This is a genomic window from Sphingomonas sp. Leaf32, from assembly GCF_001421765.1.
Lineage (GTDB): Bacteria > Pseudomonadota > Alphaproteobacteria > Sphingomonadales > Sphingomonadaceae > Sphingomonas.
In genome coordinates this window covers 15,563-40,007 of sequence record NZ_LMLA01000014.1, presented here as the reverse complement: position 1 = coordinate 40,007, position 24,445 = coordinate 15,563, and the positions used below count along the sequence as shown (strand labels likewise).

Annotated in this window: 21 protein-coding genes and 1 tRNA gene; 11 read left to right on the top strand and 11 right to left on the bottom strand. The window is 66.5% G+C overall.

What is annotated here, in order from left to right; genetic code table 11:
* Positions 1–27 precede the first annotated feature (27 nt).
* The 4 genes from ASE83_RS17510 to crtY form a co-directional block, all read right to left on the bottom strand.
* Positions 28–954 (bottom strand): phytoene/squalene synthase family protein, encoded by a 927-nt coding sequence (locus ASE83_RS17510; RefSeq protein ID WP_055784710.1) that lies wholly within the window; start codon positions 952–954, stop codon positions 28–30.
* A complete protein-coding gene (locus ASE83_RS17505; protein ID WP_055784707.1) occupies positions 951–1,532 on the bottom strand; it encodes a TIGR00730 family Rossman fold protein in 582 nt (193 codons plus the stop codon). The genes ASE83_RS17510 and ASE83_RS17505 overlap by 4 nt, the downstream gene beginning before the upstream one ends.
* 346 nt (positions 1,533–1,878) lie before the next feature.
* Positions 1,879–3,357, bottom strand: a complete 1,479-nt coding sequence (locus ASE83_RS17500) for a phytoene desaturase (RefSeq protein WP_055784706.1) — start codon at positions 3,355–3,357, stop codon at positions 1,879–1,881.
* Positions 3,354–4,517: a lycopene beta-cyclase CrtY gene (gene crtY / locus ASE83_RS17495; RefSeq protein WP_055784703.1), complete on the bottom strand. Its 1,164-nt coding sequence runs from the start codon at positions 4,515–4,517 to the stop codon at positions 3,354–3,356. The genes ASE83_RS17500 and crtY overlap by 4 nt, the downstream gene beginning before the upstream one ends.
* Positions 4,518–4,766: 249 nt before the next feature.
* Between crtY and ASE83_RS17490 the strand changes: the two genes are divergently transcribed.
* The 5 genes from ASE83_RS17490 to ASE83_RS17470 all read left to right on the top strand — a co-directional run bounded on the left by ASE83_RS17490 (position 4,767) and on the right by ASE83_RS17470 (position 9,563).
* Entirely contained in the window at positions 4,767–5,570 is an 804-nt protein-coding gene (locus ASE83_RS17490) for a sterol desaturase family protein (protein ID WP_055784700.1), read from the top strand.
* Entirely contained in the window at positions 5,551–5,925 is a 375-nt protein-coding gene (locus tag ASE83_RS17485; RefSeq protein ID WP_235513056.1) for a DUF2141 domain-containing protein, read from the top strand. The genes ASE83_RS17490 and ASE83_RS17485 overlap by 20 nt, the downstream gene beginning before the upstream one ends.
* Positions 5,926–5,993: 68 nt before the next feature.
* On the top strand, positions 5,994–6,863 hold the full coding sequence (locus ASE83_RS17480) for a MipA/OmpV family protein (RefSeq protein ID WP_055784694.1): 870 nt from the start codon (positions 5,994–5,996) through the stop codon (positions 6,861–6,863).
* Between the two features lie 433 nt (positions 6,864–7,296).
* Positions 7,297–7,908: an OB-fold-containig protein gene (locus tag ASE83_RS17475; RefSeq protein WP_055784691.1), complete on the top strand. Its 612-nt coding sequence runs from the start codon at positions 7,297–7,299 to the stop codon at positions 7,906–7,908.
* Positions 7,905–9,563, top strand: a complete 1,659-nt coding sequence (locus ASE83_RS17470; protein WP_055784689.1) for a flotillin family protein — start codon at positions 7,905–7,907, stop codon at positions 9,561–9,563. The genes ASE83_RS17475 and ASE83_RS17470 overlap by 4 nt, the downstream gene beginning before the upstream one ends.
* A 126-nt stretch (positions 9,564–9,689) precedes the next feature.
* Here the strand turns inward: ASE83_RS17470 and ASE83_RS17465 are convergent.
* Positions 9,690–9,776: transfer RNA gene (locus ASE83_RS17465), tRNA-Leu, on the bottom strand.
* Between the two features lie 136 nt (positions 9,777–9,912).
* On the opposite strand from ASE83_RS17465, the gene ASE83_RS17460 reads away from it, so the two are divergent.
* The 5 genes from ASE83_RS17460 to gltB all read left to right on the top strand — a co-directional run bounded on the left by ASE83_RS17460 (position 9,913) and on the right by gltB (position 18,424).
* The gene (locus ASE83_RS17460) at positions 9,913–10,857 is read left to right on the top strand and encodes a complex I NDUFA9 subunit family protein (RefSeq protein WP_055784686.1); all 945 of its coding nucleotides are present in this window, start codon (positions 9,913–9,915) and stop codon (positions 10,855–10,857) included.
* The gene (locus ASE83_RS17455) at positions 10,854–11,699 is read left to right on the top strand and encodes an undecaprenyl-diphosphate phosphatase (protein ID WP_055784683.1); all 846 of its coding nucleotides are present in this window, start codon (positions 10,854–10,856) and stop codon (positions 11,697–11,699) included. Before ASE83_RS17460 ends, ASE83_RS17455 begins: the two co-directional genes overlap by 4 nt.
* Positions 11,700–11,850: 151 nt before the next feature.
* A complete protein-coding gene (locus tag ASE83_RS17450; RefSeq protein ID WP_055784679.1) occupies positions 11,851–13,296 on the top strand; it encodes an NAD(P)-dependent oxidoreductase in 1,446 nt (481 codons plus the stop codon).
* The gene (locus ASE83_RS17445) at positions 13,293–13,898 is read left to right on the top strand and encodes a hypothetical protein (protein WP_055784676.1); all 606 of its coding nucleotides are present in this window, start codon (positions 13,293–13,295) and stop codon (positions 13,896–13,898) included. Before ASE83_RS17450 ends, ASE83_RS17445 begins: the two co-directional genes overlap by 4 nt.
* The gene (gene gltB, locus ASE83_RS17440; RefSeq protein ID WP_055784673.1) at positions 13,895–18,424 is read left to right on the top strand and encodes a glutamate synthase large subunit; all 4,530 of its coding nucleotides are present in this window, start codon (positions 13,895–13,897) and stop codon (positions 18,422–18,424) included. Before ASE83_RS17445 ends, gltB begins: the two co-directional genes overlap by 4 nt.
* 18 nt (positions 18,425–18,442) lie before the next feature.
* Here the strand turns inward: gltB and ASE83_RS17435 are convergent, their stop codons facing one another.
* Positions 18,443–18,844, bottom strand: coding sequence for a hypothetical protein (locus tag ASE83_RS17435; RefSeq protein ID WP_055784669.1), 402 nt, complete (start codon positions 18,842–18,844; stop codon positions 18,443–18,445).
* 35 nt (positions 18,845–18,879) lie between these two features.
* Positions 18,880–19,443: a hypothetical protein gene (locus ASE83_RS17430; RefSeq protein WP_055784666.1), complete on the bottom strand. Its 564-nt coding sequence runs from the start codon at positions 19,441–19,443 to the stop codon at positions 18,880–18,882.
* 45 nt (positions 19,444–19,488) lie between these two features.
* Between ASE83_RS17430 and ASE83_RS17425 the strand changes: the two genes are divergently transcribed.
* Complete coding sequence (locus tag ASE83_RS17425; protein ID WP_055784663.1) at positions 19,489–20,160, top strand: glutathione S-transferase family protein; 672 nt, start codon at positions 19,489–19,491, stop codon at positions 20,158–20,160.
* 170 nt (positions 20,161–20,330) lie between these two features.
* On the opposite strand, the gene ASE83_RS17420 is transcribed toward ASE83_RS17425, so the two are convergent.
* The 4 genes from ASE83_RS17420 to ASE83_RS17405 all read right to left on the bottom strand — a co-directional run bounded on the left by ASE83_RS17420 (position 20,331) and on the right by ASE83_RS17405 (position 24,443).
* On the bottom strand, positions 20,331–21,056 hold the full coding sequence (locus tag ASE83_RS17420) for a hypothetical protein (RefSeq protein ID WP_055784660.1): 726 nt from the start codon (positions 21,054–21,056) through the stop codon (positions 20,331–20,333).
* A gap of 280 nt (positions 21,057–21,336) precedes the next feature.
* Positions 21,337–22,824: an RNA polymerase factor sigma-54 gene (gene rpoN, locus ASE83_RS17415; RefSeq protein WP_055784657.1), complete on the bottom strand. Its 1,488-nt coding sequence runs from the start codon at positions 22,822–22,824 to the stop codon at positions 21,337–21,339.
* A gap of 6 nt (positions 22,825–22,830) precedes the next feature.
* Positions 22,831–23,616 carry an LPS export ABC transporter ATP-binding protein gene (lptB, locus tag ASE83_RS17410; RefSeq protein WP_055784654.1) on the bottom strand — a complete coding sequence of 262 codons (786 nt, stop codon included), beginning with the start codon at positions 23,614–23,616 and terminating at the stop codon, positions 22,831–22,833.
* Positions 23,617–23,900: 284 nt separating this feature from the next.
* Positions 23,901–24,443, bottom strand: coding sequence for an LptA/OstA family protein (locus tag ASE83_RS17405; protein ID WP_156353285.1), 543 nt, complete (start codon positions 24,441–24,443; stop codon positions 23,901–23,903).
* Positions 24,444–24,445 lie beyond the last annotated feature (2 nt).

Below are 24,445 nucleotides of genomic sequence, written 5' to 3'. Positions count from 1 at the left end.
CGGCTCAAGGCCGGGGTGACGGGAGTGCTAGGTGTTGCGCGTCCACAGCACCGGATCGCGTGGAACATCCGGCGCGGGGCGCCATCGTGCCGCGACGAACGCGCGGGCGATGGCGGCGATCTTTTTCCCCTTGGAGGTCGTCTGTCGCTTGTCCCACGCGGCGGGACCGGCGGCGGCGACTTTCCGTGCGATGCCGCCATAGATGTCGGCGGCGGCCAGCACCGCCCATGCCGAGCGCCAGGGCAACCGCGCCGCGCCGACGCGCGCGCTGTCTTCATGCAAGGCCGCGCGCGCCGCCATCCGCCGCGCCAGCACCGCCACCCGGTCGGGCGTCGCCATCGGGTCGGCCGGATCGATGCCCTGTTCGGCCAGCCAGTCGCGCGGCAGGTAGCAGCGCCCGGCATCGGCATCCTCCGCCACGTCGCGGGCGATATTGGCAAGCTGGAACGCCAGCCCCAGGTCGCAGGCGCGGTCGAGCGTGTCCTTCTCCGTCGCGGGCACGCCCATCACCACCGCCATCAGCCCGCCGACCGCGCCGGCGACATGATAACAATATTGGTACAGGTCACCCTCGGTCACCGGTTGCCAGCCATCGGCGTCGAGCTGGAACCCGTCGATCACGTCATGCACCAGCGCATGGGGTAGCCCGACCTCGGCCGCGACCACGCCCAGCGCGTCGAACGCCGGATCACCGGTCGCCTCGCCCACCAGTGCCTGCGCGGTGCGCGCGCGGATCAGCGCCAGCCGGTCCTGCGCATCGTTGACCCGCTGCATCCCGTGCCCCAGATCCTGACCGTCCGCCAGATCGTCGCACGCCCGGCACCAGGCATAGAGTAGCCACGCCCGTTCGCGGGTCTGCGCGTCGAACAGCTTGCTCGCCGCCGCGAAACTTTTGGAGCCACGCGCGATCGTGTCGCGGGCGTGCGCGACGAGGTCGGCGCGGGGCGGGATCAAAGGTCGGTGGCCGCCATATGGATGATCGCCTGCACCGGGACATGCGCGGCCATCTTGTCCAGCAGCACGTCCAGCGTATCGGCGACCAGCAGGATGTCGCGGTGCATCGGCCGCATGAAGCCGACCTCGGCCATCTTGTCGACGAACGCGATCAGGTGGTCGTAATAGCCGGCGGTGTTGAGCAGCCCGACCGGCTTGGCATGATAGCCGAGCTGCGCCCAGCTCATCGCTTCCCACAATTCATCCATCGTGCCGGTGCCGCCGGGGATAGTGACGAAGCCGTCGGACAGGTCGGTGAACGCCTGCTTGCGCTGGTGCATCGTGTCGACGACGTGGAGTTCGGTCAGGCCGCGATGCGCCGCCTCCGCCTTGACCAGCGCAGTCGGGATCACACCGACCACCTCGCCCCCGGCCTCGATGGCGCCATCGGCGACCGCACCCATCAGGCCGAGCCTGCCGCCGCCATAGACGACGCCGATGCCGCGTTCCGCGAGCGCGCGACCGACGGCGCGGGCGGAGTCGATATAGACGGGGTCGGCGGGGGTCGCGGACCCGCAATAGATGGCCAGACGCTTCATGGCCGCGGGGTTAGGCGATTGGCGGGAGGGGGGCAAGATGGCTGTCGCTCGCCGCTTTCCGTTTGGTTCGAGCAGCTTCGGGCCTGTCGAAAAGGTTTGTCGAGAACTACTGTCCGCACACGCTTCGTCTGCCTTCCATCCGTTCGTCCTGAGTAGCCGCTGAGCTTGTCGAAGCGGCGTATCGAAGGACCGGCGCAGGTGCTTCGATACGGGCTTTCGACTGCGCTCAATCCCTACTCAGCACGAACGGATGGTACAGGAGGTGTTCTCGACAATCGCTTCTCGACAGGCTCGAAGCTGCTCGAACCGAACGGTTGGGGTTGGATTAAAATTGGAGCAGAAGCGCTCAGCCCTCGTCGCCCAGCATCAACCCCGCCGTTGCCTTCGCACTCCCGACAACCCCGGGTATCCCCGCGCCCGGGTGCGTCCCCGCGCCCACCACATACAGGTTCGGAATATCATCGTCCCGGTTGTGCGCGCGGAAATACGCACTCTGCGTCAGGATCGGCTCCAGCGAGAAGGCCGACCCCTGATAGGCGTTCAGGTCGCGGGTGAAGTCGCTTGGCATATAGCTGAACTTCGTCACGATCCGTTCGTGGATGTCGGGGATCAGCCGGCGGCCCACTTCGTCGAGGATGCGCTTTTCGAGCATCGGGCCGATCTGGTCCCAGTCGACCGGGAACTTGCCGGTGTGCGGCACCGGGCACAAAGCGTAGAAGGTCGAATGCCCCTCCGGCGCCATCGACGGATCGGTGACGGTCGGGTGGTGGAGATAGAGCGAGAAATCCTCGCTTAGCACGCCATGGTCGTAGATGTCGGCGAGCAGCCCCTTATAGCGCGGGCCGAACAGGATCATGTGGTGGGGAATGCCCGGCCACGTGCCCTTTATGCCGAAATGGACGACGAACAGCGATGGCGAGAAGCGCTTCTTCTCCAGCTTCTGCGCCCGGCGCTGGCCGCTGCGCGATCCGGACAGCAGGTCGCGATAGCTGTGGACGATATCGGCGTTGGTCGCGACCATGTCGGCGCCGATCACCACGCCGGTCTTGGTCGTGACGCCGGTCGCGCGGTCGCCCAGCGTGTCGATGCTCTTGACCGGATCGCCGAGCATCATCGTGCCGCCCAGCTTCTCGAACAGCCGCACCAGCCCCGCGACCAGCTTGTTGGTCCCGCCTTGCGCGAACCACACCCCACCGTCGCGCTCCAGCTTGTGGATCAGCGCATAGATGCTGCTGGTCTTCATCGGATCGCCGCCGACCAGCAGGGTGTGGAACGACAGCGCCTGGCGCAATTTCTCGTTCTTCACGAACGACGACACGATCGAATAGACCGATCGCCACGCCTGATACTTGGCCAGCGCCGGCGCGGCCTTTATCATCGATGCGAAGTCGAGGAACGGCACGTGGCCGAGCTTCACATAGCCTTCCTCGTACACGCCCGCCGAATATTCGAGGAAGCGGGCATAGCCGGCAAGGTCGCCGGGATCGAGCTTGGCGATCTCCGAGCGCAGCAAAGTGTCGTCGTTGGTGTAATCGAAATTGGTGCCGTCAGGCCAGTTCAGCCGGTAGAAGGGCGACACCGGTTCCAGCGTCACGTCCTCGGCCATGTCGCGCCCGGTCAGCTGCCACAATTCCTGCAACGCTTCGGGCGCGGTGATGACGGTCGGGCCGGCGTCGAACACGAAGCCGTCGCGTTCCCAATAATAGGCGCGGCCGCCGGGCTTGTCGCGCCCTTCGACCAGCGTCGTCTGCACGCCCGCCGACTGCAGCCGGATGGCGAGCGCTAGACCACCAAAGCCTGCGCCGATAACGACTGCCGTCTTCACCCCTGTCTCCCCATCAAAGCCTGCACCGCGCGCCCGATCGGCACCGGTGGCTTGCCGATCAGCACCCGGGCCTGGTCGACCCATGTCGACCGCCCCGCATAGAAGCGTCCGATCAGCCCCGCGTCCAGCCGATAGAAGCGTTCGAGCACGCGGTAGCGTTCCACCGGGTCCGCCGCGCGGAACAACATTGTCGCGAGCATCCGGTAGAAGCCGCGCTTCTTCCACAGCGACGCGGCGAAATCATGAGTCAGCGTGTGCAGCGCGCCGCCCGACCAGTCGCTGCTGTCGGCGACCAGCTGCGCCAGGCGCACCGCATCGGGCAGCGAATAGCCGGTCAGCGGGTGGAACAGCCCGGCGCGCATCCCGCCCTTCGCCACGCGGTTGCCGCCCGATCGCCAATATTCCTCGAAATCGCCCCCCATCGCGACCGGCAATACGCCGGTCTCGCTGCGCCCGACCGTGGCGGCGTCCCAGCCCTTGGTCGCGGCATAGGCGCTGATCCGCGCGGCCAGCACCTGCGTGTCGAGGTCGGGGGTGTCGCTGTAATAGGTATCCTCGACGAACAGGGTCGAAGCATCGAAGGGCAGGGTGTAGAGGAAGCGATAGCCGTCGAGCTGCTCGACCGATCCGTCCATCACGATCGGCCGCTCGACGCCGTGGGGATAGGCGGTCTTCAGCTCCATCCCCATGAATTTCTGCCAGCCGAGGTCGAGGTGCGACAGGTCGCCGGGGCCGCGACAGTCGATCACTCCCTGCGCCTCCACCCGGTCGCCATCCGCCAGGACGACGGCGGTCGGGCTGGCGCCCAGCACCCGCGCCGACGCCATCAGCGATTCGGCAGGCAGCATGTCGCGCACGACCGTGTCGAGCCGGTCCGAGGTGATCGAATAATAGGTCGTGTCGAGCGTGCGGCTGTGCGCGGGAAAGGCGATGTCGTAGCCGCGCCAGCCATGGGCGACCAACGGTGCGACCAGCGCGCGTTGCTCGGTCGCGACGTCGCTGCCGAAGAACGACCAGACATGGTTCCCGCCGAAGTGCGCCGCGCCCTCGATCAGGCGGATTCGCGCGTCGGGCCGCCGCTTCGCCGCCGCCAGCGCGACCAGCGCACCGGACAATCCCCCGCCGACGATGGCAAGGTCGCATTGATGAATGGTTGGCATCGCCCCGCCCTAGGGGAGCGAAGTCCCGGTAGCAACGCCACAAATCCGCCTTGCCCGATGGGGTTGGGGGGTATCCTCCTCGGCACGGTGAGGGGGACCATGCGCAGCATGGTGGAGGGGGGTATCCGCAACCGGAACCGCTGCGTTGCGGGGCGCTCCCCCTCCACCATCGCCTTCGGCGACGGTCCCCCTCCCCGTGCCGGGGAGGATTCCCTGTCATCCCCGCCGACAATCCGCTACAGCGCCCCGATGTCGATCCCGCTGGCCATCCTGCTGTCCGCCGTGGCGATGACGCTGATCGTGGGCGTGCGCTACCTGCTTGCCTCCGCCGGTTTCGCCTTTGCCACGCGCGCACGGCATCCGGGGCTGTATCGCGGCCTCGAACCGCAGATCGCGAAGGAAATCCGCTGGTCGCTGCTGTCCGCCGCCATCTACGGCATTCCCGCCGGCATCGTCGCCTGGGGGTGGCAGCATCGCGGCTGGACGCAGATCTATGCCCGGGTCGATGCGTATCCGCTCTGGTATCTGCCGCTGTCGGTGCTGCTCTATCTCTTCGCGCACGACACCTGGTTCTACTGGACCCATCGCTGGATGCACCGGCCGAAATGGTTTCGCATCGCCCATGCCGTCCACCATGCCAGCCGCCCGCCGACCGCATGGGCGGCAATGGCGTTCCACCCGATCGAGGCGTTGACCGGCGCTGTGGTAATTCCGCTACTGGTGTTCGCCATTCCGATTCATATCGGCGCACTGGCATTGGTGCTGACGATCATGACGGTTATGGGCGTCACCAACCATATGGGCTGGGAAATGTTCCCGCGTTTCCTGTGGGCGGGGCGATTGGGAGGCTGGTTGATTACCGCCAGCCATCATCAGAGGCATCATGAACGCTATGGCTGCAATTTCGGGCTCTATTTCCGCTTCTGGGACCGGTTGTGCGGCACCGATGGCGGTCTCGGCGACTTCGAGAAGGAGCGCGCGCGCGCGGCGCGCCGCGCTGGCAATGCTGGCGCTGGTTGCGTTGCCGGGGGCCATGCCGACCGGCACGCTTGACGTCCGCATCAGCGAATTGCGGTCGACCAAGGGCGTGGTCCGCCTCTGCCTGACCGCCGATCCGAAGAATTTCCCCGGCTGCACCGACGATCGCAACGCCGTCACCCGCACTTTTCCCGCCGGGGCCGGCGGGGTGCGGATCGCGGGTCTTGGTCGCGGCGATTATGCGGTGTCGGTGATCCACGACGAAAACAACAATGCGAAGCTCGATACCTTTGCCGGCATCCCCCGCGAAGGCTTCGGCTTTTCGCGCAATCCGGCGATCCGCTTCGGCCCGCCCAAGTTCAGCGCGGCGGAATTCCCGTTGGCAGGTGATGTAACCATGCAACAGGTTCGGATTCGCTACCTGCTCTGACCTCCGCCATGGACCGAAGTCGGCGGGATAGCGTTACGCGGGTGTAATATGTTTTCGGAGCTACGCCCTTGCGCGCCATTCTCGCCGCCGTCCTAACTGCTGCCGCCTTCGCCACGCCCGCCCTTGCGCAGGACGCTGCCGGGCCGACGGTTCCCGCCTCCGCCGTGCCGAACGACGATACTGGCGGCGACTTCTACGTCGTTGGCCTGGGGGCCGCGGTGCTGCCCGATTACGAAGGATCGGACGACTACAGCTTCTCGCCGGTGCCCGCCGCCACGGGGCGCGTATCAGGGTTCAACTTCCTGCTGGCCGGCAACCGCGCCAGCGTCGACCTGATCCGCGACGGCGTCGGCCCCACCTGGGATTTCCAGGCGGGACCGATTGCGGTGGTGAACCTCAACCGCAGTTCGACCAAGGGCATCGACGATGCCCAGGTCCGCGCGCTCGGCAAGGTCGACACCGCGATCGAGCTTGGCGGCTATGTCGGCATCGGCAAGACGGGGGTCATCACCTCGCAGTTCGACCGCCTGTCCGCCTCGATCAGCTATCGCAAGGACGTGGCCGGCGGCCATGGCTCGACCGTCCTCGCCCCGACCGTGACCTATGTCACGCCGCTCAGCCTGAAGGCGATCGCCGGCATCTTCGTGTCCGGCGAACGAGTCGGTGAAGGCTATGCCGACAATTATTTCTCGATCAGCCCCGCCCAGTCGCTGGCCAGCGGCCTGCCGGTCTATAACGCGCGTGGCGGGTGGAAGAACTGGACCGTCGGCGCGATCGGCGGCCATTCGATCAGCGGCGACCTGCGCTCGGGCTGGCAGCTGTTCGGCACCGTCGTCTATCGCAAGCTGCTGAACGACTTCGCCGACAGCCCGATCGTCGCGCGCAACGGGTCGAACAACCAGTGGCTGGGCGCCGTGGGCGTCGCCTACAGCTTCTAAAGCGGATCGACCTGCACCCGCCTGTCATCACCCCGGACTTGTTCCGGGGTCCACGGTGCGGCAATCGGTGCAGCAAGCGCTTCTCAGGACAGCGCGAGCGGCGAGGTGGACCCCGGAACAAGTCCGGGGTGACGTCCATGGTCCTAGGGCCGATCGACATTCAGCGCATTCGACGATTGCTACGTCCCCCATCGTCACTCCCGCGCAGGCGGGAGTCCATATGCGCCAGCGTCGAAAATCCAGCCGAAACGGCAGCGGCTATGGATTCCCGCCTTCGCGGGAATGACGGAAATCCACGATTGGCGCTGCATGTCGATCGGTTCTGGGTTCAACGCCACGAAGCTCGCCCTCCAAGTACCGAAAGCGGGCAACCATAGCGGTTGACCCCCGGCGTCCGTCCGTTACTCTCCCGCAATAACAGGGGAGCCGGGGGATGATGGAGCACTTCATCGCACCGGAGGCGGTCGTTTTCACGGCGGCATGGGTGTTGATGCTGCTGATCGGCGCGATCGAGGCAGTGGGGCTGGGCAGCAGCGGCCTCGATCTCGATCTGGACCTCGACTCCGGGCTGCTCGACTGGCTCGGCATCGGGCGGGTGCCGTTGCTGGTCCTGCTGGTCGCGTTTCTGGCGGTGTTCGGCGGCGTCGGGCTGGCCGGGCAACAGGTGGCGCGCGCGACGACGGGTGCGCTGCTCTCGCCATGGGTCGCCGTCCCCGCCGCGCTGGTCGTTGCCCTCCCGCTCACCTCCGGCGTCGCCCGGCTGCTTGCGCGCCTGTTGCCGCGCGACGAGACGACCGCGTTCGAGATCGACGATCTGGTTGGGCGCACCGGCACCGTCACTATCGGCCGCGCCGCCGCCGGATCGCCCGCGCGGACCCGCGTGCTCGATCCCCATGGGCAGGCGCATCACGTGCTGGTCGAGCCCAATGATCCCTTCGAAACCTTTGCCGAGGGCGACACCGTGCTGCTCGTCCGGCGCGAAGGCCCGTCGTTCCGTGCGATCCTGCACAGCTCCCCCCGCCTCACCAACTGGATGGAACTATGACCGACATCGTCCCTGCCGGCCTCAGCGCCGTCCTGATCTATGCCGGCGTGCCGCTGGTCGCGCTGATCGTCATCGGCATCGTGATGGCCCGCCTTTACAAGCGCGCGTCGAAGGAGATCGCGTTCGTCCGTACCGGGTTCGGCGGGGAAAAGGTCGTGATGAACGGCGGCGCGCTGGTGCTGCCGGTGCTGCATGAGACGATGCCGGTCAACATGAACACCGTGCGCCTCGCGGTGGAGCGGCGCAACGGCGACGCGCTCATCACGCTCGACCGGTTGCGGATCGACGTGCGGGCCGAATTCTATGTCCGCGTGCGCCCGGACCGGGAAGCGCTGGCGACCGCCGCGCAGACGCTGGGGCAGCGCACCATGCACCCGGAGGCGCTGAAGGAACTGGTCGAGGGCAAGTTCGTCGACGCGCTTCGCTCGGTCGCCGCCGGCATGACGATGAACCAGTTGCACGAACAACGCAGCGAGTTCGTGCAGAAGGTGCAGCAGGTATCGTCCGCCGACCTCGCCATGAACGGGCTGGAGCTGGAAAGCGTGTCGCTGACCGGGCTGGACCAGACGTCGATCGAACATTTCAACGCCAATAACGCCTTCGACGCCGAGGGGCTGACCAAGCTGACCGAGCAGATCGAACTGCGCAAGAAGGCGCGCAACGACATCGAACAGGATACGCGGGTCCAGATCGAGGCGAAGAATCTGGAGGCGTCGCGCACCTCCTTCACCATCGCCCGCGACGCCGAATTCGCGCGGCTGGAGCAGGAGCGCGAGCTGGAGGTGCGCCGCGCCGAGCAGGCGAGCGAGATCGCGCGGCAACAGACCGATCGCCAGCGCGAGGCCGATCAGGCACGCATCGCCGCCAAGCAGCAGACCGACGCCGCGCAGATCGAGGCCGACCGCGCCATTCAGGAAGCGCGCATCGCGCAGGAACAGTCGTTGGCGATTGCCCGGCAGGAACAGCAGATCGCGGTCCAGAACAAGAGCCGCCAGGAGAGCCAGGCCAGGGCCGAGGCGGATCTGGCCCGTGCCGAAGCAGTCGCCGCCGAGGAACGCGTCAGCACCGCCCGCGAAACCGAGGTGGCGGAGCGCCAGAAGCGCATCGAACTGATCGACGCCGCCCGCGAAGCCGAACGCGCCGCGATCGCGATCAAGGTGCAGGCCGAGGCGGAAGCACAGGCCGCCGCCGACCGCGCCGCCGCGCTGCGCGCCGCTGCCGAGGGTGAGGCGGAGGCCGAAAAGCTGCGCGCCGAAGCCAGCCGCGTCCGTTTCGAGGTGGAGGCCGCCGGCCAACGCGCGGTCAACGAAGCCGCCAACCTGTTGTCGAACGAACAGGTCTCGCTCCAGACCCGTCTCGCCCTCCTCAACGTCCTGCCCGAACTGGTGCGCGAGGCAGCCAGGCCGTTGGAGGCGATCGACAGCATCCGCATCGTGCAGGTCGATGGCCTGGGCGGCGCAGGGGGTGCGGGCGCAGCCGGCGCCGCGTCGACCGGCGGCAGTCCTGACGGCAACCTCGCCAACGCCGCGGTCAGCGCCGCGCTACGCTACCGCGCACAGGCGCCGGTGATCGACGGGCTGATGAAGGAACTCGGTTTCGACAGCGCGACGCTGGACGGCCTGGTAAAAGGGGCAACGACCGAACCGGTCGAATGACACGACCGATCCCGTCCGGCATTGTGTCGGACGGATGTCGCCCCGCCGCCCCATGTTGCAATGGCTGGCGGTATATTGATGGGAGTTTTTCTTTCAACCGCCGGCGGATAATCGCCAGCGGGAAAATGGTGCCCAGAAGAGGACTCGAACCTCCACGACCTTGCGATCGCCAGCACCTGAAGCTGGTGCGTCTACCAATTCCGCCATCTGGGCACGGGGTAGGAGGGCGCCTCTACGGGGCGTCGTCGGGGGTGTCAACAACTTGTTTCGAGATTTTCACGGGGTCCTTGCCGTTTTGCTGCAGGAGCGGCATGGGGCCTAGGCGTAGAGACAGGCAAAGGCGGACTCGATGAAGAACCAGTTGGTGACGCTGTTCGGCGGCGGCGGCTTTGTCGGCCGCTATGTCGTCCAGGAATTGTTGAAGGCGGGCGCGCGCGTCCGTATCGCGCAGCGCGATCCGCGTCAGGCGCTGTATCTGCGCACGCAGGGCGGGCTAGGGCAGACGCAGTTCGTCGCCGCCGACCTGTCGCGGCCGGAAACGGTCGCGCGGGCGGTCGCCGGATCGGATGCGGTCGTGAACCTCGTCGGTATCCTCGAAGGGGATTTCGACAAGGTGCATGTCGCGGGCGCACGCACGCTCGCCGAAGCCGCTGCGGCGGCGGGTGCCGGGGCGTTCGTGCAGATTTCGGCGATCGGCGCCGATGCCGCATCGCCTTCGGCCTATGGCCGGTCGAAGGCTGCGGGGGAGCAGGCGGTCCTGGGTGCCTTCCCCACCGCCACCATCCTGCGCCCGTCGATCGTGTTCGGTCGCGAGGATGGCTTCGTCAACCGCTTCGCTGGCATGATTTCGGGCGCGCCGGCCGTGATTGGGCGCCCGCTGGTGCCGGTGATGGCGGCGGCGACGAAGTTCCAGCCGATCTATGTCGTCGATCTGGCGCAGGTCGTGGTGAAGGCGCTGGCCGAGCCGGAGCGCTTCGGTGGGCAGACCTATGCGATCGGCGGTCCCGACGTGATCTCGATGGGCGAACTAAATCGCTGGATCGCCGGGGCGATCGGTCGCGACGTGCGGTTTCTGGAAATTCCCAACGACCTGGGCGGAGCGATCGCGGCGATGCCGTTCACGCCGATCAGCAAGGACCAGTGGGCGATGCTGTCGCGCGACAATGTCGTGGGCGATGGCGTGGCCGGTATCGAGGCGTTCGGCGTACGGCCGGTGCCGCTGGCGACGGTCGCGCCCGACTGGCTGGTCGTCTATCGCAAGAATGGCCGCTTCAACAAGGTCGCCCGCGCGTGAACCCTGCAACCGCGTGGCTGGAAGCCGCGATCCTCGGCATCATCCAGGGGCTGACCGAGTTCCTGCCGGTGTCGTCCAGCGCGCATCTGCGCATCGCCGGAGCGTTCCTGCCCTCGCACACCGATCCGGGGGCGGCGTTCACCGCGATCATCCAGATCGGGACCGAAGCGGCGGTGCTGCTGTATTTCCGCAAGGACATCTGGCGCATCGCCATGGCATGGCTGGGCCAGTTCGCCGGGCATCAGGATAAGGCGGCGCGCGACAATGCGCGCATGGGCTGGCTGGTGGTCGTCGGTACGCTGCCGATCGTCGTGCTGGGGTTGCTGTTCAAGGATGCGATCGAGACGTCGCTGCGCAACCTGTGGTTCACCGCGTTCAGCCTGATCGGCTTCGGCATCCTGCTGGGAATCGCCGATGTCGTCGGGCGGCGGCGCTGGGGCATCGACCGGCTGCGCTGGGGCAGCGGCATCGTGTTCGGCTTCGCGCAGGCGATGGCGTTGCTGCCGGGCGTCTCGCGCTCGGGCGGGACGATCACCGCCGGGCTGTTCATGGGCTTCACCCGCGAAGCGGCGGCACGTTATTCGTTCCTGCTCGCCATTCCCGCCGTGCTGGCATCGGGGCTGTACCAGCTGCTCAAGACCTGGGGACAGTTCGGTCCTTACGGACCGGGACCGACGCTGCTGGCCACGATCATCTCGTTCGTCGTGGGATATGCATCGATCGTCGGATTCCTGAAGCTCGTGTCAACGCGCGGCTATATGGTGTTCGTGATCTATCGCGTCCTACTGGGCGGCGCGCTGATTTACCTGTTGTCGCAAGGACGTATCGCCGCGCTGGCATAGGACCGTTTCGGCCTTAAAAGTCCTTGTTGCGAATTATTCTTGATTATGAGCGTTTATGACTATGAAAACTAGGTCAGTATAGCTTACATAAAGACTGTTTGTTGCGTGACTCTGGCGTTAAAATATGCTTTCCGGGTGTCCGGAGGGCATCATGGCCGATCAAGCAATGTTGAAGTTCGTTTCGCGTCCGCAGTCCTATCCTGCAAAGCGCGAACCCGAATTGCGGGCGGAGGATTTCCGCGAGATCGCGGAGCGTTATGCCCCGCCGACCGCCGAGGATCAGGCGGGACGCTGCTCGCAATGTGGCGTCCCCTATTGCTCGGTGCATTGCCCGCTACACAACCATATCCCCGACTGGCTGCGCCTGACCGCCGAGGGGCGGTTGCAGGAAGCGTATCAGCTGTCGAACAGCACCTCGACCATGCCCGAGATCTGCGGCCGCATCTGCCCGCAGGACCGGCTGTGCGAGGGAAATTGCGTCATCGAATTTTCGGGGCACGGTGCGGTCACCATCGGGTCGGTCGAAAAGTTCATCACCGACACCGCCTGGGAAAAGGGTTGGGTCGAACCGGTCGCGGTCGGTCCGGCACGCGGGCAGTCGGTCGGCATCGTCGGCGCGGGACCGGCGGGGTTGGCGGCGGCGGAATGGCTGCGCAACCTCGGCTACGACGTCCATGTCTATGACCGCTACGATCGGGCGGGCGGGCTGCTGACCTATGGCATTCCGGGCTTCAAGCTGGAGAAGCCGGTGGTGATGCGCCGTGTCGAACGGCTGAAGGAAGGCGGCATCGTCTTCCACGAAGGGTTCGAGGTCGGCCGCGATGCCAAGCTCGACGAGCTGCGGCAAAAGCATGACGCGATCCTGATCGCGACCGGCGTGTACCGCCCCCGCGCGATCAAGGCACCGGGTGTCGGCAGCGGTGGCGTGGTCGATGCGCTCGATTACCTGACCGCGTCGAACAAGGTCGGCTTCGGCGACAGCGTGCCGGCCTATGACGACGGGTCGCTCAACGCGGCGGGCAAGAATGTCGTCGTGGTCGGCGGTGGCGACACCGCGATGGACTGTGTTCGCACCGCCATCCGCCAGGGGGCGACGTCGGTGAAGTGCCTATATCGCCGCGACCGCGCCAACATGCCCGGATCGCAGCGCGAAGTCGCCAATGCCGAGGAAGAGGGCGTCGAGTTCGTCTGGCTTTCCGCCCCCGCCGCGTTCGACGACCGCGACGGACAGGTGGTGCAGGTCCGCGCGACCGGCATGCGTCTGGGCGCACCCGATGCGTCGGGCCGCCGCGCGCCGGAGGCCGATCCGGGCAACGAGTTCGTGCTCGACGCCGATCTGGTGGTGAAGGCGTTGGGATTCGATGCCGAAGACCTCCCGACATTGTTCGACGCGCCCGAACTGGGGGTGACGCGCTGGGGCACGGTGCGGGTCGATGGCAAGTCGATGATGACCTCGCTCGATGGCGTGTTCGCGGCCGGTGACATCGTGCGTGGCGCTTCGCTGGTAGTGTGGGCGATCCGTGACGGCCGCGACGTGACCGAGCGGATGCACGCATACCTCAAGGCGAAGGCCAAGGCCGCGAAGGTGGCGGCATGAAGGCGCTCCTACTCCTCACCGCCACGCTGCTGGGCGCCACGCCCGCGCTGGCGCAGGCTCCGGTCGCACCTGCTGCCGCCGTGCAGCCGGTCGATCCGGCGCGCCTCGCCCTGGCCGAGAAGACCGTCGTCGTGCTGGTGCCGGAGGGCGTCTATCTGCGGCTGATGCAGAAGCAGTTTCCGGCGATGATGGACGCGATGGTCGCCAATATGGATGTGGCGATGCCGGGCGGCCGGGAGAAGGCGCGCGCCGCCGATCCCGCGTTCGACGAACGGCTGCGCATCATGAGCCGCGTCATGGGCGAAGAGATGGGGCCGCTGATGGCCCGCATGGAGCCGTCGCTGCGCATCGGCATGGCCCGTGCGCTGGCGCGCCGGTTCGACACGCGGCAGCTGGGCGATCTCAATGCGTTCTTCGCCACCTCCTCGGGCAAGGCGTTCGGCGAGCAGTTCATATCGCTGTTCGCCGACCCCGAGATCATGGGTGAGATGATGAAGGCGATGCCGATGATGATGCAGGAAATGCCACGCATCATGAAGAAGGTCGAGGCTGCGACCGCGCACCTGCCGAAGCCTCCCAAGCCGAAGGGCGAAGACGAATGACCGACATGACCTCCGAACGCCTCCGCCTCGCCACCGAAGGCATGTACCGCCCCGAATATGAGGGCGATGCCTGCGGCGTCGGCATGGTCGCCGCGACCGATGGCAAGCCGTCGCGCCGCGTCGTCCAGTCGGCGATCGATGCGCTGCGCGCCGTATGGCATCGCGGCGCGGTGGATGCCGATGGCAAGACCGGCGACGGCGCCGGCATCCATGTCGACCTGCCGCACCGCTTCTTCGACGATGCGATCGCCGCGTCGGGGCACAAGCCGATGCACGCACGCCTCGCGGTCGGTATGGTGTTCATGCCGCGCACCGATCTGGGCGCGCAGGAAACCTGCCGCACGCTGGTCGAATCCGAGATCATCGAGGCGGGCTGGTCGATCTATGGCTGGCGGCAGGTGCCGGTCGACGTGTCGGTCATCGGCATGAAGGCGCAGGCGACCCGACCCGAGATCGAGCAGATCATGATCGCCGGGCCGGCACCCGAAGACATGGACGCGGCCGAGTTCGAAAAGAACCTGTATCTGGTCCGCCGCCGGATCGAAAAGCGGATCATCACCGCGCAGATCACCGGCTTCTATTTCTGTTCGCTGTCGTGCCGTTCGATCATCTACAAGGGGCTGTTCCTCGCCGAATCGCTGTCGGACTTCTATCCCGACCTGACCGACGAACGCTTCGAATCGCGCGTCGCGATCTTTCACCAGCGCTATTCGACCAACACCTTCCCGCAATGGTGGCTGGCGCAGCCGTTCCGGTGCCTGGCGCATAATGGCGAGGTCAACACGATCCGCGGCAACAAAAACTGGATGCTCAGCCACGAGATCAAGATGGCCAGCATCGCGTTCGGCGAACGCTCGGAAGACATCAAGCCGGTAATCCCGGCCGGCGCGTCGGACACGGCGGCGCTGGATGCGGTGTTCGAGACGATCTGCCGTTCGGGCCGCGACGCGCCGACCGCCAAGCTGATGCTGGTGCCCGAGGCGTGGCAGGGCGCGCCCGACATGCCGCCGGCGCATACCGCAATGTATGATTACCTCGCCAGCGTCATGGAGCCGTGGGACGGTCCCGCCGCGCTCGCCATGACCGATGGCCGCTGGGCGGTCGCCGGGCTGGACCGCAACGCGCTGCGCCCCTTGCGCTACACGCTGACCGGCGATGGGCTGCTGATCGTCGGGTCGGAAGCGGGCATGGTCCCGGTGGCCGAGGCGACGGTGGTGGAGAAGGGCCGGCTGGGGCCGGGCGAGATGCTCGCCGTCGATCTGGGCGAGGGCAAGCTCTACAAGGACCGCGCGATCAAGGACAAGATCGCTGCCGAGGCGGACTATGCCGCCATGACCGCCAAGTTCCTGACCATCGACGACCTGCCGCACCCGGGCGAAGCGCCGCTGCGCTACGACCGCGCCGAACTGGCGCGGCGGCAGGTGTGCGCCGGGCAGACGCTGGAGGACATGGAACTGATCCTGTCGCCGATGGTCGAAGGCGCCAAGGAAGCCATCGGGTCGATGGGCGACGATACGCCGCTGGCGGTCATCTCCGACAAGCCGCGCCTCATCAGCCATTTCTTCCGCCAGAATTTCTCGCAGGTCACCAACCCGCCGATCGACCCGCTTCGCGAACGCTATGTCATGTCGCTCAAGACGCGGTTCGGCAATCTGGCGAACATCCTCGACACCGCCGACCGCGCGAGCGCGGTGCTGGTGCTGAACAGCCCGGTGCTGACCAACACCGACTGGCTGCGGTTGAAGGCGCATTTTGGGGGCCAGGCGGCGGAGATCGACTGCACCTTCCCGGCGGGTGAAGGGCCGGAGGCGCTGCGCACCGCCATCGCCCGCGTTCGCGCGCAGGCCGAACAGGCGGTGCGCGAGGGGCGCAGCGAGCTGTTCCTGACCGACGAGCATCTGGGCGCGACCAAGGTGCCGATCGCGGGCGTGCTGGCGGCGGCCGCCGTCCACACCCATCTGGTCCGCAAGGGGCTGCGGTCATACGCGTCGATCAACGTGCGGTCGTCGGAATGCCTCGACACCCATTATTATGCGGTGCTGATCGGCGTCGGCGCGACCACGGTGAACGCCTATCTGGCCGAAGCCGCCATTGCCGACCGCCATGCGCGCGGGCTGTTCGGCCAGATCGGCATGGACGAGGCGCTGAAGCGCCATCGCACCGCGATCGACGAGGGGCTGCTGAAAATCCTGTCGAAGATGGGGATCGCGGTGATCTCCAGCTATCGCGGCGGCTACAACTTCGAAGCGGTCGGCCTGTCGCGGGCGCTGGTCAACGACTTCTTCCCCGGGATGCCGGCGAAGATTTCGGGCGAGGGCTATCACTCGCTCCACGTCAACGCGACGCAGCGCCACGATGCGGCGTTCGACAGCGCGGTCGTGAACCTGCCGATCGGCGGCTTCTATCGCCAGCGCGGCGGGGGCGAGGCCCATGCCTATTCGGCGCAGTTGATGCACCTGCTCCAGACGGCGGTCGCGACCGACAGCTATTCGACCTACATGCAGTTCTCGCGCGGGGTCCGCGACCTGCCGCCGGTCTATCTGCGCGACGTGCTGGAGTTCAACTTCCCCGAACAGGGGGTTGCGATCGATCAGGTCGAGGCGATCACCGAAATCCGCAAGCGGTTCGTGACGCCGGGCATGTCGCTGGGCGCGCTGTCGCCCGAAGCGCATGAGACGCTGGCGATCGCGATGAACCGCATCGGGGCAAAGGCAGTGTCGGGCGAGGGCGGCGAGGACAGCATCCGCTATCAGCCGTACGAGAATGGCGACAACGGCAATTCGGTCATCAAGCAGGTGGCGAGCGGAAGGTTCGGCGTCACCGCCGAATATCTCAACGCCTGCGACGAGATCGAGATCAAGGTCGCACAAGGTGCGAAGCCCGGCGAGGGCGGGCAGCTGCCTGGCTTCAAGGTGACCGAGTTCATCGCCAAGCTGCGCCATGCGACGCCGGGGGTGACGCTCATCAGCCCGCCGCCGCACCACGACATCTATTCGATCGAGGATCTGGCGCAGCTCATCTACGACCTGAAGCAGATCAACCCGAAGGCGCGGGTGTGCGTGAAGCTGGTGTCGTCGGCGGGCATCGGTACGGTCGCGGCGGGCGTGGCGAAGGCCCATGCCGACGTCATCCTCGTGTCGGGCCATGTCGGCGGGACGGGCGCTTCGCCCCAGACGTCGATCAAGTACGCCGGCACGCCGTGGGAAATGGGGCTGTCGGAGGTCAACCAGACGCTGACGCTCAACGGCCTGCGCGGTCGCGTGGTGCTGCGCACCGATGGCGGCCTGAAGACCGGGCGCGACATCGTTGCCGCCGCGATCCTGGGCGCGGAGGAGTTCGGGATCGGCACGCTGTCGCTGGTGGCGATGGGCTGCATCATGGTACGCCAGTGCCATAGCAACACCTGTCCGGTCGGCGTGTGCGTGCAGGACGAACGCCTGCGCGCCAAGTTCACCGGCACGCCGGAAAAGGTCATCAACCTGATGACCTTCATCGCCGAGGAAGTGCGCGAGATCCTGTCGCGCCTCGGCGTGCGGTCGCTGGACGAGGTGGTCGGGCGGACCGAGTTCCTGCGCCAGGTCAGTCGCGGGGCCGAGCATCTCGACGATCTCGACCTCAACCCGATCCTGGCAAAGGTCGATGCGGACGAGAGCGAGCGGCGCTTCAGCCTGTCGACCTTCCGCAACGAAGTGCCCGACAGCCTCGACGCGCAGATGATCCGGGATGCGGCGGCGGTCTTCTCGCGCGGCGAGAAGATGCAGCTGACCTATTCGGTGCGCAACACCCACCGCGCGGTCGGCACCCGCCTGTCGAGCGAGATCACGCGCAAATTCGGCATGTCGAAGCTGGCCGATGGCCATGTCACCGTCCGCCTGCGCGGGTCGGCGGGGCAGAGCCTCGGCGCCTTCCTGTGCAAGGGGATCAAGCTGGAGGTGTTCGGCGACGCCAACGACTATGTCGGCAAGGGGCTGTCGGGCGGGATCATCACCGTCCGCCCAATGGTGTCGTCCCCGCTCAAGAGCCACGAGAACACCATCGTCGGCAACACCGTGTTGTACGGTGCGACGTCGGGCAAGCTGTTCGCGGCGGGCCAGGCGGGCGAGCGCTTCGCGGTGCGCAATTCGGGCGCGACCGTGGTGGTCGAGGGCTGCGGCGCCAATGGCTGTGAATATATGACCGGCGGCGTCGCGGTGGTGCTGGGTCGGACCGGGACCAACTTCGGCGCGGGCATGACCGGCGGCATGGCGTTCATCTACGACCAGGACGCCAGCTTCGAACGCAACCATAATCCGGAGAACATCACGCTGCACCGGCTGGGGTCGGCGCACTGGGAATCGGTGCTGAAGGGGCTGGTCGCCGAACATCACGCGATGACCGACAGCCGCTGGTCGGGCGCGATCCTCGAGGATTGGGACCGGGCGAAGCACCATTTCTGGCAGGTGGTGCCGAAGGAAATGCTGACCCGCCTGTCGCATCCGTTGAGCGACGAAGCGGTGGCGGCGCCCAAGGCGGAGATCGCCGCCTGATCGATCGTACCGGGTCGGTCAGCCGGCCCGGTACGCCGTCCGCTCCGTGGGATGGGTTGCGAGCAGCCAGTCTTCGGCTTCGTCGAGTTCCGCGAAATAGCGGGTGTCGCGACCCTGCGCGGCGCGTCGGATCTGCATCGCCGCCAGCGAGCGTCCGACCAAGAAGGCGATCCGGCGCGAAGCGGTGCGCGGATCGGCGAGCAATTGCTGAAACGCCGCCACGCTTTGCGCCGCCTGGATGTCCATCGCACGAATGTCGACCAGCGTCAGATGCTCGTTCGCGCGCGTGCCCAGCGCGGCAAGTTCGCGGTCGCGGGCGGCCACGAACCGGGCGATGTCGGCCTCGGCGAAAAAGCCAGCCATGGTGATCCGCATCAACCCGCGTGGCGCATCATTGACGATCGAAAATGTCGCTTCCATAGCGACTGGCATAGTGAAAAAACCTTGCCAGCCGGTTAGCCGGATGCGCGTCCCGCCCCGCGCCGGATCGCCAGCCAGCCGAACGCCGCATAGACGGCAAGCGCCGGCCAGCCGCCATCGGTGGCAAACAGATAGGCGATGCCGACCAGCACCAGTGCCGCCGCCGCCAGCAGCGCGGCGCGCACCGGCAGCGCCGCTGCCAGCAGCACCGATCCGGCAAGCGTCGCCGCGAGCGCCTGCATCCCGAGCCAGACATAGGAACCGGTGGTGCCGAGCGACCCGATGCCGGGCAGCTTGACGGTCGCATAGCCGCGCATCGCGTTGGGAAAGCTGTCGGCGGCGAGGTGCAGGCCAATCCCGATCGCCAGCCCGGCCATGACCGGTCGCCAATGCCGGGCGAAGCACGCCAGCGCCAGCGGCAGCAGCGAATGGGTGAGCGCGCTGCGGTGCCCGATCGGCAGCAGCAGGTCGAGATCGGGCAGCGTCGTGCCCGCGATGCCCGCCGCGACGACCGCCGCCGCCTGTACGAAGGGCCGCTGCGACCGGTCGGCCAGGACGATCGCCGCGACCAACCACAACAGGCTTGCGAGCAACCCCACACGAATCCCCTTCCGCCGCGCAACCGCGCCGCCTAACACGGGACCATGTGGCAGCTCCTGCAATTCCCGCTATGTCCTTTTTCGCGTAAAGTCCGCCTGTTGCTGGCGGAAAAGAGCATCGGGTATCAGCCGGTGCGCGAATCGCCCTGGGCGCGGCGCGACGAGTTCCTGCACATCAACCCCGCCGGGCAGACCCCGGTGATGATCGACGACGCGGCCGGCATCCGGCTGATCGATTCGATGGCGATCTGCGAATATATCGAGGAGACGGGCGACAAGCCCGCCATGCTGAACGGCAGCGCCGCCGACCGCGCCGAACAGCGACGGCTGGTGACGTGGTTCGACACGCAATTCTATCGCGAGATCACCGGTCCGTTGCTGATGGAGCGGATGGAGAAGCGCATCGTCCACCGCCAGACGCCCGATACGCGGGTGCTGCGCGAGGCGATGAAGGCGGCGGTCGAGCATCTCGATTATATCGACTATCTGCTCGACCATCGGCAGTGGATCGGCGGCGCGACGATGAGCCTCGCCGATCTCGCGGCCGCTGCACAGATTTCGATCGCCGACTATCTGGGCGGGATCGACTTCAAGACGCACGATTTGGCGAAGCGCTGGTATGTCGGCATGAAGAGCCGCCCGAGCTTCCGCCCGCTGCTGGCCGAGCGGATGGAAGGCGTGCCACCGCCGGCGGATTATGAGAAGCTGGACGTCTGACGCCGCTTTTGCCCCTTACCGTTTGGTTCGAGTAGCGATCGAGCTTGTCGAGAGCGCGTATCGAGAACGGGGTTCCGCCGGGGTGACCTGTCAGGGTTTCGCTCAGGGCACGGGTTCTCGACGGACGCTTCTCAACAGGCTCGAAGCTGCTCGAACCGAACGGTCAGGTCCTAAAACGAATAGGACGTCATGATGAGCAGGCCGCTTTGCGACCCGCGACGGAAGCGGACTTCGGTTTCCTTGCCGGGCGGGGCCTGATTTTCCACGAAGCCGTCACCCAGAATCTGCGTGTTGACGTCGTAGAGGATGCCGATGCCGATGTTGAAGCTGGCCGAGTTCTCCTGGCGGCGACGCAGACCGATCATGACCCCGGCACCGATCGCATCGATGATGTTGTCGGTGCCCGGCTGGATCGCCATGAATGGGCCGATCCCGAAACTCTTCCGCCGATTGTCGCAATCCTCCTTCTGGTCGGGATAGTCCTTCATCTCGTCGCAGAACGCACCGCTGTAATTGCCAAGCGCGGCGGACGGCGGCGTGAAGAAATAATGCGATTCGAGAATCAGTCGTGCACGGACATTTTCGGTACGGGTGACACGGACGATATTGTCGACGATCGTCGCTTCCTTGATCCGTTCGTTGTTGCCGAGGTCATAGGTGAAGGCGACGCCGATGCCGAAATCGATGCCGCCGAACTTCTGGCGGCCGGTTTCATTGTCGGGCAGCGCGGCGGGCGCATAGGGCTTGGTTTTGACCTTCGCGCCATTGGCGTCGGTCGTGGTCGTGACGACGCCTTCCTTCGCGGCGCTGACGGCTTCCGCGCTGGGTGCCGTGGCCTGCGCGTGGGCGGCCGGCGACAGGCCGGCGAGCGCCGCCGGCAATAACAGACGAATCATGATCTTTCCCCCGATCGATGCGAACGCGGGAGATACGCCCCGGCAGGGCCATAGTCGGTTGCGGGGCACGGCGGCGGGCGGTCGATTCCGTTCCGGAGCGAACCTGCCGGAATCGCATCGGAATCGGGCCGATCGCAGCGGCGTCCGCTGCCAAAGTTCACAAAGTTCACACTCGTGCGCATTTCGCGCGCCGTGTGCACTTGCCCGTTGGGCGGAGTGGCGGATGTACGTTGGAAAGAGCGCCGCCGACGATGGCAGGGCTGTCCCCTGTAGGAAAGCCCTACCTGCCCAGCGCCTTTTGCCGGCGCCGTTGTACCGACGACCCCAGCCCGATCGCCTCGCGATATTTGGCGACCGTCCGCCGGGCGATGTCGAAGCCCTTGGCGTTCAACAGTTCGACCAGCGTGTCGTCGGACAGGATCTTCTTGGGGTCTTCGTTCGCGATCAGGGTGCGGATCGCGTCCTTGACGGCGAGGGCCGACACCGCTTCGCCGCCATCGGCCGACTGGATCGCCGAGGTGAAGAAATATTTCAGCTCGAACAGCCCGCGCGGGCAGGCGAGGTACTTGTTCGAGGTCACCCGGCTGACGGTCGATTCGTGCATCTCGATCACCTCCGCCACCTTGGCCAGCGTCAGCGGGCGGAGATGGGCGACACCGTGGCGGAAGAACGCCTCCTGCTGCTTCACGATCTCGGTCGCGACCTTCAGGATGGTGCGCTGCCGCTGGTCGAGCGCCTTCACCAGCCAGTTGGCGCTGGCGAGACAGTCGGACAGCCATGCCTTCGACGATTTGTCGCCATTGGCGCTGAGTTCGGCGAAATAGCCGCGATTGACCAGCACGCGCGGCAGGGTCGCACCGTTGATCTCGACCGCCCAGCCGTCCTTGCGCGGCGCGACGAACAGGTCGGGGACGACCGACTGCGTGCGTTCCCCGCCGAAGCGGCAGCCGGGCTTGGGATCATAGCAGCGCAGTTCGCGGATCATGTCGGCGAGGTCTTCGTCATCGACCTCGCAGATGCGGCGCAGTTGCGGCAGCGCGCCGCGCGCGACGAGATCGAGATTGTCGATCAGTCGCGCCATGCAGGGGTCGTAGCGGTCGACCTCCTTCGCCTGGATCGTCAGGCATTCGGCAAGGCTGCGCGCGCCGACGCCGCTGGGATCGAAGGTCTGGACGATGCCCAGCACGCCTTCGACCCGCACCAGCGGTACGCCGAGGCGGTGGGCGATGTCGAGCAGCGAGGCCGACAGATAGCCGCATTCGTCGATCTGATCGATGATCGCGCTGGCGATGAACAGGTCGGCCCCGGCGACGGCGGTCCCGGCCTGTTGCAGCAGATGGTCGATGAGCGAGATGTCGTCGCTGGCAAAGGCGTCGAGGTCGGGCGCATCCTCGAACCCGCCACTGCCGGTCGCCGACAGGCCGAGGCCGCCGTCGAGCGAGCCGACCCCGTCCGAGGCGCTGTCATGGTGGAAGGTGTCGCCCAGATCGATGTCGAGCGATTCGCCGCTCGCCGCACCGATCCCGAGCAGTTCGTCCGATCCGGCGGGGTCGGACGATGCGGGCGCTTCAGGCGCTTCGAACGCGGAACCATCGTCATCGCCGCCGCCGCTGCCCGAATCGAGCAGCGGATTCTTCTCGACCTCTTCGGCGATAAACCCCTCGATCTCGAGGTTCGACAGCGCGAGCAGGCGGATCGCCTGCTGCAACTGCGGCGTCATCACCAGCGATTGCGACTGGCGCAGGTCGAGGCGAGGGGCGAGGCTCATGGGCGGTTAGAGCTCGAACCCTTCGCCGAGATACAGGCGGCGGACATTGGCGTCGGCGACCAGTTCGGCGGGCGATCCGGCGAACAGCACGCGCCCGTCATAGATGATGTAGGCGCGGTCGACGATTTCCAGCGTCTCACGGACATTATGGTCGGTGATGAGCACGCCGATGCCGCGCGACTTGAGCTGGATCACCAGATCGCGAATGTCGGCGATCGAGATCGGATCGATCCCGGCGAACGGTTCGTCGAGCAGGATGATCGTCGGATTGGCAGCCAGCGCGCGGGCGATTTCGGCGCGGCGCCGCTCACCGCCCGACAGCGCCATGGCCGACGCGGTGCGCAGACGGGTGAGGCCGAATTCGTCGAGGAGCTGTTCGAGCCGCGCGGCGCGCGCCGTCTTGTCCGGTTCGGCCAGTTCGAGAACGGCAAGGATGTTCTTTTCGACCGACAGCCCGCGAAAGATCGACGTTTCCTGCGGCAGATAGCCGAGCCCCAGGATCGCGCGGCGATACATCGGCAGCGCGGTGATATCCTCGCCGTCCAGCAGGATGCGGCCGGCGTCGGGCTTTACGAGGCCCATGGCGGAATAGAAGCTGGTCGTCTTGCCCGCGCCATTGGGGCCGAGCAGGCCGACGACCTCGCCGCGCCCGACTGACATCGACACGTCGGACAGCACCACCCGCTTGTCATAGGATTTGGCGATCGACACGACCGACAGCCCGCGATCCGACGGAATCTCGGCGAAGGGGCGTGCTTCGCTGGCAGGGGTCAACAGGGTGGTGTCGGGCATCGGCAACGTCCTGATCGCTTGGGCGATGGTTACCGCGACGTTATCGCCGCGACTTTGGCAGGATTATTGCATGGGATGGTCGGAAAAGGGAAGGGTCGATCGGTGGTTCGGGTGGGGAATCCGGTGAAAGTTGCCCAATCAAAACCGTTCGTGCTGAGTAGGGGCTGAGCTAAGTCGAAGACCCGTATCGAAGCACTTGGCCAGCCGTCCTTCGATACGCCCTTTCGACAAGCTCAATGGCTACTCAGGACGAACGGAGAGTGCGCAAGTCGCTTTTCGCCGCGTCAGTTCCGCTTAGGCACCGAGAAGCGGCCGGTCACGCGTCCGCCGCTCTGCTGCACGCCGCTGCCCGGGGTGCTCACCGCACCGACGCCCGATCCGTCGATCGTCGCGCGACCGGTGTCGAGGTCGATCGACAGCCGCCCGCCGTTCAGCGTGTTGGCCCCCTGCGTCAGCCGTACGCCGCCGATCATCGTCACGACCCGGCGATTGATGTCGTAGACGGCGAAGCGCGACTTCGCGGTCTGGTCCGGGCGGGTCAGCACGACATTGCCGGTGGCGTCGATCCGCGTCGCCTGTGGCGCGCCGTCGGTGATCTGCCCGCTATAGGCGATGACCACGCGGTCGGCGGTCAGGGTCATGGTCGACTGGCGGAAGACCGCGCCGCCGGTGAAGACCGCGCGCTGCTGCTTGTCCTGCAATTCGATCGCATTGGCCGACACGTCGATCGGTGCGTTCGAATCGTGCCGCGTCTGCGCCGGGGCCGACCCCGCGATCGCGAGGAGGGCGAAGGTGGCGGCAAGGCCGGGGAGCGCGGAACGAATCATGG

What these genes read in the sequence shown, in the direction of transcription:
- ASE83_RS17505 (WP_055784707.1), bottom strand. Translation starts at nt 1,532, where the DNA reads ATGAAGCGTCTGGCCATCTATTGCGGGTCCGCGACCCCCGCCGACCCC.
- ASE83_RS17445 (WP_055784676.1), top strand. Translation starts at nt 13,293, where the DNA reads ATGAAGGCGCTCCTACTCCTCACCGCCACGCTGCTGGGCGCCACGCCC.
- gltB (WP_055784673.1), top strand. Translation starts at nt 13,895, where the DNA reads ATGACCGACATGACCTCCGAACGCCTCCGCCTCGCCACCGAAGGCATG.
- ASE83_RS17405 (WP_156353285.1), bottom strand. Translation starts at nt 24,443, where the DNA reads ATGATTCGTTCCGCGCTCCCCGGCCTTGCCGCCACCTTCGCCCTCCTC.
- ASE83_RS17485 (WP_235513056.1), top strand. Translation starts at nt 5,551, where the DNA reads ATGCCGACCGGCACGCTTGACGTCCGCATCAGCGAATTGCGGTCGACC.
- ASE83_RS17470 (WP_055784689.1), top strand. Translation starts at nt 7,905, where the DNA reads ATGACCGACATCGTCCCTGCCGGCCTCAGCGCCGTCCTGATCTATGCC.
- ASE83_RS17450 (WP_055784679.1), top strand. Translation starts at nt 11,851, where the DNA reads ATGGCCGATCAAGCAATGTTGAAGTTCGTTTCGCGTCCGCAGTCCTAT.
- ASE83_RS17420 (WP_055784660.1), bottom strand. Translation starts at nt 21,056, where the DNA reads ATGATTCGTCTGTTATTGCCGGCGGCGCTCGCCGGCCTGTCGCCGGCC.
- crtY (WP_055784703.1), bottom strand. Translation starts at nt 4,517, where the DNA reads ATGCCAACCATTCATCAATGCGACCTTGCCATCGTCGGCGGGGGATTG.
- ASE83_RS17425 (WP_055784663.1), top strand. Translation starts at nt 19,489, where the DNA reads ATGTGGCAGCTCCTGCAATTCCCGCTATGTCCTTTTTCGCGTAAAGTC.
- rpoN (WP_055784657.1), bottom strand. Translation starts at nt 22,824, where the DNA reads ATGAGCCTCGCCCCTCGCCTCGACCTGCGCCAGTCGCAATCGCTGGTG.
- ASE83_RS17475 (WP_055784691.1), top strand. Translation starts at nt 7,297, where the DNA reads ATGATGGAGCACTTCATCGCACCGGAGGCGGTCGTTTTCACGGCGGCA.
- lptB (WP_055784654.1), bottom strand. Translation starts at nt 23,616, where the DNA reads ATGCCCGACACCACCCTGTTGACCCCTGCCAGCGAAGCACGCCCCTTC.
- ASE83_RS17460 (WP_055784686.1), top strand. Translation starts at nt 9,913, where the DNA reads ATGAAGAACCAGTTGGTGACGCTGTTCGGCGGCGGCGGCTTTGTCGGC.
- ASE83_RS17435 (WP_055784669.1), bottom strand. Translation starts at nt 18,844, where the DNA reads ATGGAAGCGACATTTTCGATCGTCAATGATGCGCCACGCGGGTTGATG.
- ASE83_RS17490 (WP_055784700.1), top strand. Translation starts at nt 4,767, where the DNA reads ATGTCGATCCCGCTGGCCATCCTGCTGTCCGCCGTGGCGATGACGCTG.